This is a genomic window from Streptomyces cirratus (assembly GCF_014650775.1).
GTDB lineage: Bacteria > Actinomycetota > Actinomycetes > Streptomycetales > Streptomycetaceae > Streptomyces > Streptomyces cirratus.
Genome location: NZ_BMVP01000013.1, coordinates 92,047 through 103,840, shown reverse-complemented (window position 1 = coordinate 103,840; position 11,794 = coordinate 92,047). Strand labels below are relative to the sequence as shown.

13 protein-coding genes are annotated in these 11,794 nt (G+C 69.5%); 3 read left to right on the top strand and 10 right to left on the bottom strand.

Annotated features, from left to right (window positions below; translation table 11 throughout):
- The first annotated feature begins 59 nt into the window (after positions 1-59).
- The 3 genes from IE207_RS25925 (at position 60) to IE207_RS25915 (ending at position 2,067) form a co-directional block, all read left to right on the top strand.
- On the top strand, positions 60-365 hold the full coding sequence (locus IE207_RS25925) for a putative quinol monooxygenase (protein ID WP_190186722.1): 306 nt from the start codon (positions 60-62) through the stop codon (positions 363-365).
- A 49-nt stretch (positions 366-414) separates the two neighbouring features.
- The gene (locus tag IE207_RS25920) at positions 415-1,260 is read left to right on the top strand and encodes a cyclase family protein (protein ID WP_190186721.1); all 846 of its coding nucleotides are present in this window, start codon (positions 415-417) and stop codon (positions 1,258-1,260) included.
- Between the two features lie 81 nt (positions 1,261-1,341).
- Positions 1,342-2,067, top strand: a complete 726-nt coding sequence (locus IE207_RS25915) for an SDR family oxidoreductase (RefSeq protein WP_190186720.1) — start codon at positions 1,342-1,344, stop codon at positions 2,065-2,067.
- 77 nt (positions 2,068-2,144) lie between these two features.
- Here the strand turns inward: IE207_RS25915 and IE207_RS25910 are convergent, their stop codons facing one another.
- The 10 genes from IE207_RS25910 to IE207_RS25865 form a co-directional block, all read right to left on the bottom strand.
- Positions 2,145-2,597: a MarR family winged helix-turn-helix transcriptional regulator gene (locus tag IE207_RS25910; RefSeq protein ID WP_190186719.1), complete on the bottom strand. Its 453-nt coding sequence runs from the start codon at positions 2,595-2,597 to the stop codon at positions 2,145-2,147.
- Positions 2,598-2,656: 59 nt separating this feature from the next.
- Positions 2,657-3,136, bottom strand: coding sequence for a hypothetical protein (locus IE207_RS25905; protein ID WP_190186718.1), 480 nt, complete (start codon positions 3,134-3,136; stop codon positions 2,657-2,659).
- 1 nt (position 3,137) lies between these two features.
- On the bottom strand, positions 3,138-4,163 hold the full coding sequence (locus IE207_RS25900; protein ID WP_190186717.1) for an aldo/keto reductase: 1,026 nt from the start codon (positions 4,161-4,163) through the stop codon (positions 3,138-3,140).
- Positions 4,164-4,582: 419 nt separating this feature from the next.
- Positions 4,583-5,623, bottom strand: a complete 1,041-nt coding sequence (locus IE207_RS25895; protein WP_190186716.1) for a vWA domain-containing protein — start codon at positions 5,621-5,623, stop codon at positions 4,583-4,585.
- 128 nt (positions 5,624-5,751) lie between these two features.
- Entirely contained in the window at positions 5,752-6,168 is a 417-nt protein-coding gene (locus IE207_RS25890; protein ID WP_190186715.1) for a hypothetical protein, read from the bottom strand.
- Between the two features lie 176 nt (positions 6,169-6,344).
- Positions 6,345-7,607, bottom strand: coding sequence for an NADH:flavin oxidoreductase/NADH oxidase family protein (locus IE207_RS25885; RefSeq protein ID WP_190186714.1), 1,263 nt, complete (start codon positions 7,605-7,607; stop codon positions 6,345-6,347).
- A gap of 271 nt (positions 7,608-7,878) precedes the next feature.
- Positions 7,879-9,060: an MAB_1171c family putative transporter gene (locus IE207_RS25880; protein ID WP_229873998.1), complete on the bottom strand. Its 1,182-nt coding sequence runs from the start codon at positions 9,058-9,060 to the stop codon at positions 7,879-7,881.
- A 31-nt stretch (positions 9,061-9,091) separates the two neighbouring features.
- Entirely contained in the window at positions 9,092-10,351 is a 1,260-nt protein-coding gene (locus IE207_RS25875; protein ID WP_190186713.1) for an MAB_1171c family putative transporter, read from the bottom strand.
- Positions 10,352-10,353: 2 nt separating this feature from the next.
- Positions 10,354-10,914 (bottom strand): toxin-antitoxin system, toxin component, encoded by a 561-nt coding sequence (locus IE207_RS25870; protein WP_190186712.1) that lies wholly within the window; start codon positions 10,912-10,914, stop codon positions 10,354-10,356.
- Positions 10,915-10,942: 28 nt separating this feature from the next.
- Complete coding sequence (locus IE207_RS25865; RefSeq protein WP_190186711.1) at positions 10,943-11,653, bottom strand: hypothetical protein; 711 nt, start codon at positions 11,651-11,653, stop codon at positions 10,943-10,945.
- Between the last annotated feature and the right edge of the window lie 141 nt (positions 11,654-11,794).

Here is an 11,794-nt window from a genome sequence, read left to right as displayed (position 1 = left end):
GCGGCGAGGCGGCCCCAGGCGCGCTCCCCGCTGCCCCGCACCCACCACCAGGAGAACCCATGTACCACGTCGCCGTCGCCTTCGACGTCCAGCCCGAGCACCACGAGGAGTTCATCGCGGCCAGCCACGCCGACGCCCGCGACTCGGCCGTGGACGAACCGTTCACCCAGCGCTTCGAACTCGTCGTCGACGAGAACGACCCCAACCGCTTCTACCTGGACGAGGTCTACGACGACGCGGCCTCCTTCGACAAGCACATGGCCGGCCCCCACTTCGCCCGGTTCTTCGAGCGGATCGGCCACATCGCCGAGGGCCCCACCTGGCTCATCCGTGGCACCCGCATCATCGACCCGACCAGCACCTGAGCCCCCCGGCCGGACCCGACCGGCCCCGCCGACCACGAAGGAGGACTCCATGTGCAGTCCCGACGTCATGAAACTCGTCCACGGACAGGAGGGCCACCAGTGCGGCGGCCACGTCGCCGCGGACGCCGAGGCCGGCGCGAGCGCCACGGCCCAAGGCACCCCGAGCCCCCGGCGCGCACCGGCCCCGCTGATCCGCGGCAGCCGGGTCAGCGACCTCACGCACACCTTCGGCAACGACTTCCCCGTACTGGAACCGATCGTCCTCAAGCCGAACATCGACCACTTCGCCCACATCGCGGACGAAGGGTTCAACGCCAACAAGCTCGAGATCGACGAGCACACCGGCACCCACGTGGACGGACCCGCGCACCTCGTGGACGGGCCCATCTACACCGACGAGATCCCCATCGACCGCCTCATCGCACCGCTGTGCGTCATCCGCATCGGGGAACGCGTCGCCAAGGACCACGACGCCACCCTGACCGCCGACGACATCCTGGCGTACGAGAGCCGCTACGGCCGGATCCCCGACGGCGCCCTGGTCGTCATGGACTCGGGCTGGTGCGAGCGGATCAACACACCGGGGGCCTACATCAACCGCGACGCCGACGGCGTTCCGCACTTCCCGGGCCTGGGCTTCGACGCGGCCGAACTCCTGGTGCGCGAGCGGTCGATCGTCGCCGCCGGCACCGACACGCCGAGCCTCGACGCCTCGAAGAACCTGCAGATCGAAGACCCCGGCGCACACCGCATCGTCCTCGGCGACATGCGCTACGGCGTCGAGAACATCGCCAACCTCGACACCGTGCCCGACTTCGGGGCCACCGTCCTCGTCGGACTCATCAAGCACCGCAAGGGCTTCGCCGGCCCTTGCCGGGTGTTCGGCATCTACTGACCGGACCATCGAGCGGGCGGGCGCGCCACACGGCGCGCCCGCCCCTGCGCCATGCCACAGGAAACAGGAAGGACCCCCCCCATGACGAAGCCGGACCGCCGGTACGCCCTGATCACCGGAGCCAACAAGGGCCTGGGCCGCGAAACCGCACGCCGGCTGGGACAGATGGGCATGACCGTGCTGGTCGGCGCCCGTGACGCGGCCCGCGGCGGGACTACGGCGGACGAACTGCGCCGCCTCGGTATCGACGCGCGCCCCGTGCACCTCGACGTCACCGACGAAGCCACGGTCCGGGCGGCCGCCACCGCCGTCGAGGAGGACTTCGGCCGGCTGGACGTCCTGGTCAACAACGCCGGGATCGTCGAGGACGACGTCGACCCCAGCGCCACGACGGCGAGCCTCGCCCGCGACATCTACGCGACGAACGTCTTCGGCGTCATCGCCACCACGCACGCCATGCTGCCGCTGCTGCGCAGGTCGCCCGCACCCCGCGTGGTCAACCTCTCCAGCCGCCTCGGCTCGCTCGCCAAGGCCGCGGACCTGTCGTCACCGCACCGGCAGCTGCTCGCCTACAACTCCTCCAAGGCGGCGCTCAACTCGCTCACGCTGCACTACGCACGCGAGTTCGCCGGTACCACCTTCAAGATCAATTCCGCCACGCCCGGGTACGTGGCCACCGACCTCAACGGCCATCAGGGCACCCGCACCGTCGAGGAAGGAGCCCGCATCGTCGTCCACCTCGCCACCCTCGGCGAGGACGGCCCCACCGGCGGTTTCTTCGACGACGAAGGCCCCGTCGCCTGGTAGGTCCCGGAGATCCTTGACGCGAAGCCCCGGCGGGGCGGGCCCGGAGCCCGCCCCGCCGGGGCTTCGCGTCAAGACGCCTACTTCCCCTCGGCCGGCTTGTAACCCGACAGCGCCTTCGAGCAGGTCTCCAGCCGCGCCAGGAACTCCTCGGCCGCCTCCGCCTCGAAGCAGGCGGTCAGGACGGCTTCCACCTCCCGGACGGCCTCGTCGGCGCGCCGGATCAGGGCGCCTCCCGTGCGGGTGAGGCGGCCCTCCAGGATGTGCTGGTGGATCGGGTGCGGGCGGCGCTCGACCAGGCCCCGGCCCTCCAGGGTGGCGAGTACCGACGACATCGTCTGCGGAGTGACCATGCCGCGGCGCGCGAGCGCCGCGCCGGACAGCCCCGGCTGCTGCTGCAGGGCCAGCAGCACGTTGTACTGCGGAACGTTGAGCTTGAACGGCCTCAGGGCAGCATGCTTGGCGGACGTGAGCTCCTGCTCCACCCGCTTGATGTGCTCCCCGATACGCTCTTCCATCGCCGATGACGCCATGACGTGAAGGTTACCCGCACATCTCTTACCACCGCACGACCCCTGCACATGATCTGACATCAGATGGTCCCGGGGCCGTGCGGGTCGGCGCGGGGGCGGCGCCAGGCGAAGAAGAGCCGCACCTCCCCACCGCTGTCACCCTGCGGGGCAGGACCCACGACCACGGCCAGCAGCGCGTCGCTCACCGTCGAGCGGCGCGTGTCCCGGTCGAAGTCGTGCGACCACTGGTGCACGGCGTGCCGTGCCGACACCGGCACCGGGTACGCCAGCTCGACCCCCAGCCCGTGCAGCAGTTCCTGCGCCGCGGCCATGCGCACGAGGCCGCCGGGGCTGTACAGGCGCTCCATGACCGCCCGCCCGACCCGCTGCTCCAGCTCGGCGGCCGGGACGGCGGGCTGACACCCCGAGCCGCACAGGTAGGCGCCGGGGCCGGCCGGTGCGTAGAGGCAGGGCTCACCGCACGCCCCGCACACGACCCGGCCCTCCAGCACCGCGCCCTGCACCCCGTACGGCGTCGTCGGCGCACTCTCGGCGTGCACGTCAGCGCCTGCGCAGCGACGGGTCCGCCAGCTGCGGCGGTGTGTAGTCGGCGTCCGCCGGGTTGAGGTCGCTGCCGGGCGGGACCAGCTCGTCGATCCGGTCCAGCACGGCGTCGTCCAGTTCCACGTCGGCGGCTGCCAGCAGGTCTTCGAGCTGGTCCGTGGTGCGCGGGCCGATCACGGCGCTGTCGACGGCCGGATGGCTCAGCACGAAGGCGAGCGCGAGGTGGGTGAGGGACAGCCCCGCGTCATCGGCGAGCCGCAGCAGCTCCTCGACCACCTCGTACTTGCGGACGTTGCCCGGCAGGCTCTGGTCGAACTTGTGCGGGATGAGATCGCGCCGGAACTCGTTGAGCTCCAGCGGCCCACCACGGCGGTACTTCCCGGTGAGCCAGCCACTGGCCAGCGGACTCCAGGTCAGGACGCCGACACCGTACTTCTGCGCCGTCGGCAGCACCGAACGCTCCGCACCCCGCATGAGGACGGAGTACGGCGGCTGCTCGGTGTGGAACGGCACGTGCCCGCGCCGCTCGGCCGTCCAGCGGGCCTCCACGATCTGCTCCGCCGGGAAGTCCGAGCTCCCGATGGCCAGCACCTTCCCCTCCCTCACCAGGTCGGACAGGACCGAGAGCGTCTCGTCGATGTCCGTCGAGGGATCGGGCCGGTGCACCTGGTACAAGTCGATGCGGTCCGTGTCCAGGCGCCGCAGACTCCCCTCGACGGCCTGCCGGATCCAGCGCCGCGAGTTGCCCTGCCGGTTCCCGCCCCCGCCCATCGGGAAATGCACCTTGGTCGCGAGCACGACCTCGTCCCGCCGCCCCTTCAGTGCCTTGCCGACGATCTCCTCCGACTCCCCGGCCGAGTACATGTCCGCGGTGTCGACGAAGTTGACCCCGGCGTCCAAGGCCGTACGGATCAGCCGCTCCCCGTCCTCGTGATCCCGGTTCCCCCAGGCCCCGAGCATCATCGTGCCCAGAGCGATCCGGCTGACCGTGATGCCGGTACGTCCGAGAGTGGTCGTGCGCACAGCTTCCCCTTCCGTCGGTATGAGACCCGCGCCCCCCACACCCGGCGGCGGCCGAAGGCTATACGACATCTTATACTCACAAGATTCGTTACGCCTCGCCGTCGCCTTACATCCCACCCGCCCGGCCGGATCAGAAGCAACCCCAGAGCCCGCTGCCACCCCCCAGCATGTCGGTCCCGGACCGTTCGTCCGCCGGCACCGGAACGAGGACAGCGGCATGAGGCCGCGCCCGCACGTGAACCGGTCCAAGGGTGACCGCGCCGACCACTTGGCCCGGGCTGACCGGAACGACCTGGCGACGCAGCCGTCTCCCACTGCACGCCTGACGTCGGTATCAGGGATCAGCGCCATGCCCGGGCGCCTCACGGCGCAGCAGGGTGGAGCAACCCGCCGACCGCACCGGCGGGTTTCGCACGGCGTCAGTTCATGAGCAGCAGCCGCGTGTTCGGCACCAGCTTCCGGTTCACGCTGGTGCTCTGCACGAAGATGGTGAAGTCGTCGTTGTGGTCGGGCTTGACCCGCACTTCCGCGTCCGGCAGGCCCAGCAGCGCCCGGGCCTCCGGCCCCGTGTAGACCCGGTCCGTCTTCTTCTCCAGCACCGCGATCTGCTTCCGCGCCTGCACTTTCTCCGACTTGCTGAGCTGGTAGAAAGCACCACCGGTGCGGTAAGTGTGGCCGCTTTCGACGACCCAGTCCCGTATCACCGCTTCGCGGGCCACCGGAACGAGCTGGTATTCGGCCGGATTTACCGGGGTGAGACCGGCAGCCTTGATGGTGTCCTTGTTGACGGTTTCCGCACCCGTGGAGAACACCGCCCTGGATCCCCGGATCCCACGGGTGCGGCCGACCATGAATTTCTCGGTAGCCTGCTGGATCACTTGCCCGGCTTCTTCCAGGCCCTGAGTGCTGGTGGCGTCCCAAATCGCGATGTTGTTCTTGGGGAAACCGCACTGCATGGCCTCGCGCTTGCCCATCTGGTCCGGCACGAGGACGGCCAGGGTCCAGTTGTCCTCCTGCGTCTCGACCAACTCCGCCACGGCCCGCGTGAGCTCAAGCGGGTCCCGGGAAGGGGCATCCGGGCAGTGATGACTGGCGTTCTCCTGGCCGTCGGTCAGAACGAACGTCAGGAAGCTGTGGTCGCCGTAGATCTGCGCCGTCTGCGCCAGCTCCCGCTGCGACTTCAAGGTGGCAGCCAGCAGAGCGGTCATTCCGCCGACCCGGTACAACTGCTTCAGGGACGGCATTCGCAGCACGTCCTTGTCATAGATGACGCACTCCACCTTGCCCGAGAAGACGTACACCGTGACGCGGGTTTCCTGGTCCAGCTCCTTCGACCGGCGGGCCAGATACGCGATCTGCTGGTCCGCGACATCAATGACCTTTCGGCTCAGGTGCGACATGGACGAACTGGCATCCAACACAAGAGCAACGTGATTGATGTAATTCTGGCTTCCGGACATGACCGCTCCCCCTTTTCCCGACTGGATGCTCCTACCTTCTCACCCACCACTGACAATCGATCTTGCCGTCACCGAGGGGCTCGGGTGCGCGCGACGGTGGGCCGGTGAACAGCCGCAGGTAGAGCAGGTCATGGGCGAGCAGACCCGGGCCGGTCGCCGCGGAAGCCTCCCTCACCCCTGCGGATGGTCACCACGGCGCAGAGTGCGAAGGTGGCCAGGAGGCACGAGGTCATGACCAGGCCCACGCCGATGAGGAAGAGTCCGCTGGAGTCGTCCGACCAGTCGTAGCAGGCGGCGGTGGTCACACCGGCCGTGGTGCCGAACACGGCGCCCACGACGTGTCGCCGGGAAGCAGCCCAGTACACCGGTGGCAGGAGGGTCAGCACCAGCCCGATCACCTGCCATGCCTCGTACGGGCCCGAGACCGAGCCGTCGGGATGCACGTCACGGTGCTGGTCCCAGCCCAGCCAGGCGGCCCATGCCGCGGCCGCAATGAGAAACAGCATCAGCAAGGGCGCGGGACGACGCAGTGGATTTCGGCGCATGGCGCAAGCGTCCCGGTCCGCCCCGGCATCAGAGCAGAGCGCACGTACTCACCTGCGCCTGAGTAGCCCGGACCTCGCCTGACCGCGCCCGGCCGTTGATCGGCCCGTATGCCCGGCAGGGCAAGCCGCTGCCGGCTGCTGTCAGCCCTCAGTCCTCAGTCCTCAGTACTCAGTCCTCAGCCCTGCACCGCTGACGTCGCGTCCGGTGCCGGGTTCGCGGCCAGCCAGGTCCCGTAGGCCCGCACGCTGCCCCGGCTGCGCAGCGTGTCCAGGGCGAAGACGAACGACGAGGGGATCCTCGGCCGGGGCCTGCTGCCCCGCACGAGGCGGCTCATGTGGGCTCGGACGATGGCCAGGACGGCGGCGCTGGCGAGGTCCTGGTCCTTCCAGCCGAGCCGGGGCGGCGGGACGTGCGCGTCCTCGCCCGCCTGCCACCGGGCCGGCAGGTCGGGACACAGGGCGAGGGCCGTGGCCACGCCGGCCACGGCGAACCCCCGCTCCAGGACCCGTTCGGCGGTCGCGCGGCGGCAGATCCCGCCCGTCAGCATGAGCGGCACGGAGGCGACTTCGACGAGCCGTTCGGCCAGGGACAGGAAGTACGCCTCCCTGTCCAGCATGGTCTCGTCGGCGGTACGGCCCATGGTCGCCGCGCTCTCCATGCTGCCGCCGGAGAGTTCCACGAGATCCACGCCGAGCCCGTCCAGGAACCCGAGGACCTGCGCCACTTCGTCCGTGTCGAAGCCGCCGCGCTGGAAGTCGGCCGTGTTGATCTTGACGCCCACGGCGAAGCTCTCGGACACCTGGGCGCGGACGGCCTTCACGATCTCTATGAGCAGTCTGGCCCGGTTCTCCAGACTGCCGCCCCAACGGTCGCTCCGCCTGTTGACCAGCGGGGACAGGAACTGGCTCAGGAGGTAGCCGTGGGCGGCGTGGATCTGGACGCCGTGGAAGCCGGCCTCCTCGGCGAGCCGGGCTGTGGTGGCGAAGCGGGCTGTGGTGGCTGCGATGTCCGCCTCGTCCATGGCCGTGGGGCGCGCAAAAGCGGAGGTGTGCTTGCCCAGGCTCACGGCGACCTCGGAGGGCGCCCAGGCGACGCCGGGCAGGTCGGAGCGGACTTGGCGGCCCGGGTGGTTGATCTGCATCCACACGTGCCCGCCGGCTGATCCGGCGGCCGCGGCCCAGCGGCGAAACGGCTCGAGGGGCGTCCCGGCGTCGAGGACGACGGTTCGCGGTGAGGTCAGGGCCCGTCTGTCCACCATGACGTTGCCCGTGATGATGAGGCCGCTTCCACCCCGGGCCCAGCGGCGGTAGAGCTCCTCGATCTCCGGCCCCGGCAGCTGTCCGGGCTGGCGGGCCAAGCTCTCTTCCATGGCGGCCTTCGCCACCCGGTTCGGCAGACAGGATCCGTTGGGCAGTTCAAGAGGCGCGAAAAGGTGCATGGGAGTTCCTCCTGGATCTCGTCCCTGACGACGCGCGGTCGGTTTCGGTTCTGGTCCTGTCGCCTGTGCGGGGGCGATGTCAGCGCTGGAGATGTGAGAGCGCTGGAGATGTGGGCGCGCTGGAGATGTGAGTGCGGTGGAGACGTGAGTGCGGTGGAGACGTGAAGTGCAGTGGAGATCGTTCGTCAGAGGCCGCATGGCCGCGTCACCGGGTCCGGCGTCCCGGGCGCGCGCCGAGCGGCCAGGGCCCCTGCCCGCGACGCCTCGCGAGTCAGCCGCGGCTCCCCACGAGCGCGGCCCACCGCCGGATCGCCTGGACCCGAGGGGAGCGGGCCAGCGCGTCGGACATCCTGACGAGGTCTTCGGGGTCCTCGGTGGAGGTCAGCATCCACCTGTCCTCGGGACTGACCGCCGGCCGCGCGGTCGCCTTGGCGATGACGGCGCCGGCGATCACCGAGGCGTCGGCCTCCCCGCGCGCCCGGCGGCGTTCGGCGTGTTCGGCCAGGGCCTCCGCGTAGACCCTCTTGCCGGTCGACGCGTCGAAATAGGGGCCGAGCCTCAGGACGGCGTCGTGGATGTCCCGCTCCCGCTGCATCAGGCGCAGGTCCATCGACCGCCACCAGCTCATGGGCTTCGGGCACGTGCGGGGGATCTCCGACTGGATTTCCAGCCAGAGCGGCTTGAGCCGCTGGAACTGCTGGAACATCCCCCACCGGGAACTGGCCCCTTGCCCGAGCGGAGGAATGAGGAAACCGGCGGCGACCAGGAGCGCGGAGACACCGGCCAGCGAGAAAGCGGCGTGGGTACTGAGCCAGTCGAGGTTCGCGCCCGACCAGCGGGCCACGATGGCCGTGTACTTGAGCAGGTCGTAGAGGAACGCGGAGGACGAACCGGCCGCGATGGTGAGCAGCCCCAGACGCAGGCTGCCGGGCACCTGGCGCGACCACCGCCAGCACAGCACCGTCATGGTGACTGCCGCGACCGTGTGCGCCGCCAGGTAGAGCACGATCATCTCGCGGATGAACGGCGTGTTGGCGTAGTACGTGTCGAGGTCGCGCAGCCGCTCTACGGGTGCGTCGCCCATCGTGAAGAGGAGCACGATCGCCGCCATCACCGCCACGTACGCGGTCAGACACAGCCGGGTCTGTCGCCGGGTGCGCGCCGCGTCGTCGTTCCCGCGCCAGTGGATCAACAAGACGATGTTGACGGCGTCGAACGCCGTGAGGATGCAGTACACGATCGGCGCCGCGATGTTGGGCGTGCCGAACCAGTTGTTGATCTTGGCCAAATGGGGCGGAGCCGCGGTGACGAAGAGGAGCGCCCCGATGAACAGCGTCCCGCAGACGGCTCGCAGGATCGGGTCGTTGGGGTTCTTGCGCAAGGCCCAGAGCTTGATGAGCGTGACGATCAGGAGCACGCCGGCCGAGCCGAGGAATGCGGTGCCCGCGCTCACCGGCGGCCACCGCGGGGACGAGTGTGCATGATCAGTTGCTCTCCGAGTGGGCGGCGTCGACCAGGAGGTCCGTGGGGTGGATCCTGGAGAAGTGGCGGCTGAGTTCCGCGAGTCCGTTCGTCCCGGAGATCCGTATCGGGAGCGGACCGGGGACCTCCGCGCTGTCATCCGCCGACGGCCGCTCAGGGCCCGGCGGGGTGCACGCCACAGGACCGCCGGCCACAGCACCGCCGGCCACAGGACCGCCGCTGACCGGCGTGCAGGCGAGGGCTGCCCTGATCGTGGCCGCCTCTGCCACGATCAGGGCAGCTTCGAGTTCGAGACCCCGGGCCGTCGCATAGCGCTCGGCCGCCGCACGGTGCGTGGCATCGAGATGGGGCGCCAGGTTCAGCAGGCGATCGGCGATCTCCGTGGCCCTGAGGGTGGCTCTCATCTCCAGGGACGAGGTCCTGGCGATCCGCATGGGAGCCCCGTCGCCGACCCAGGGCTCCAGGGCGCGCCACAGAGGCTCCATGAGCCGGTAGGCGCGCCACGCGTCCCACATCGACTCCAGTCGCGGCCCGACGACCGGAATGAGGAATCCGACGGTGGTTATGAGGGCGCCCATACCCGCGAGGGGCGGGGCGATCTCGGTGCTGAGCACGTCCAGGGCGTCGGTTCCGGCCCAGCGGGCACCCACGGCGGCGAACTTGAGCAGCGCGAAGGACAGGCCCAGGCCGAAGGCCGTCACCAGGGTGAGCAGGCCCCACCGGGTCCAGCCCGCCTTCACCGCCCGGAGTTCGGCCGACCACCGCCAGCACTTCGTCATCACGACCGTGGCGGTGGCCGCGTGAGCCGTCAGGTACAGCAGGATCATCTCGCCGATGAAGGGGGTGGTCGCGTAGAAGGTGTCGAGGTCGCGGGGCCGCTCCGCCGGTATGTCGCTGAGCGCGAACAGGACGCAGAACGTCGAGATGACTCCGGCGGTAGCGGCGATCCACATCCTGGTCTGCCTGCGGACGGCCGCTTCGGGGCCACCGCGCCAGTGCAGGAGGAGGACCATCGAAGCGCAGGACAGGCACGACAGGAAGCAGTAGACGATCAGGGCGGAGACGTTCGGGACGCCCGTCAGCCTGTTGACGCGTTCGACACTCGGCGGCGCGGCGAAGACGAACCCCCCGGCCGACGCGGCGATGATGACGAAGATCGCCTGGGACATCGGCGATCTTCGGCTGTGCCACAGAGAGGGAAGTTTCACCACGAGCGCGACGGCCAGCGCGAACGCGGGTATGTAGTAGTCCGACCCCTGCATGCTCAAAAGCCCCGGCCCATGCTGGACTGGATGCGTCCGGCCAGACCGGTGTTCGGGAGCGAGGCGGCGCCCGATTCGAGGATCTCCCGGCAGCTGCTTCCCAGGAGCAGCCCGAACGCCTCGGCGTCGTTCTCCTCCTTGGTGTTGAAATGGGTGCGCGCGGCGAGGGCGAGGATGTCCTCGTGTTCCAGCTCCCCTCCCAGGGAGCGGGCGGCCGCGGACACCGCGTCGGGCTGTGCGCCGTGCGTGAGGCACTTCCCCATCAGGGCGTGCCACATTTCGTGTGCGAGGATCACCAGCTGATGGAGCGTGGTCGTGTGGCGCTCGACCACGATGACCATCCGGTCGTCGAAGGTGAGCGTCAGTCCACTGGCGGTGTCCTCGGGGAATTCACGGAAGAGAAGCTGCACCGGCCGGTACGTTCCGTTCCCGCGGTCCTCGTTGAACCGTCGCTCCAGGAATTGCCTGAGCGACTCGAAGAGTTCGTCGGGATCCGACGGGATCGGGCGGCCGAGGTTCGCGAGAATCTCGTTCCGCAGCTTGATCATCTTTCTCTTGCCCATGAAACGTCCCCATTGTTGCGGTTGTGGCCTAGGAGTGGTGCGCGCCCGCAGAGACCCGTCCTGCGTCACCCGAGGAGGAGCCGTGCCCTCCGGAGTCTCCTCCACTGCGGGCGGCTCGCCCACCAGGGCCCTCCTCCCGCGCGATCCCGTCGACGAAGAGCATCAGCGCCCGCTCCACGGGCGGCTCGAGCACCACGTCGCCCAGCCGGTGCTGGATCTCCAGGGCGTAGCGGTTCCTGACGGTCGAACGGGGATGGGCGACGAAGGCGTTCAGCTGCGGGAGCACCTCGGCGCGCAGGACCCGGTTCAGCGCCTCCGCCGGCTCGTCGGTGAAGAAGTTGACCGGCACGCCGAAGAACCGCGCTATCCGCCCGGCGTGCTTGAGGTTCGGCGAGCTGTGCTTGCGCTGGCTGAGCAGGGTGTTGAGCCACTGCGGAGTCATACCGATCCCGGCGGCGATCTCCGGCGCCGTGTACTGGCGCTGCCAGACGACGCCCCCGGGTCCCTCCTCCCGGCAGAGGCGCGTGTCCATCAAGAACTGGATCCGCCGGGCCACCTCCCGGTGGTCGACCTCCGCGGCCTCCAGCTCCTCGCCGTCCAGGAGCCTGCGGATGTCGGCCTCCGGCAGCGAGGTGTGGAAGGACAGCCCCTTGAGGTCGAACAGACTCCGTCGGTCGAGTCCCGTTCGGCACACGAGGATGTCGATGGTCGTGGCGAGGTCCTCGTACCCGTCGCTCATTGACCCTCCAAATCGGACACGAACGGAGGACGTGGTCAGAGTGGGCCCCTGACCTGCCGATCACTAGACCACGGAAACGGTAGTCGGGGCAACGAAACGATCGTTTCACACGACGGGCAGCCGAAAGCGCCCCGGGGCGCG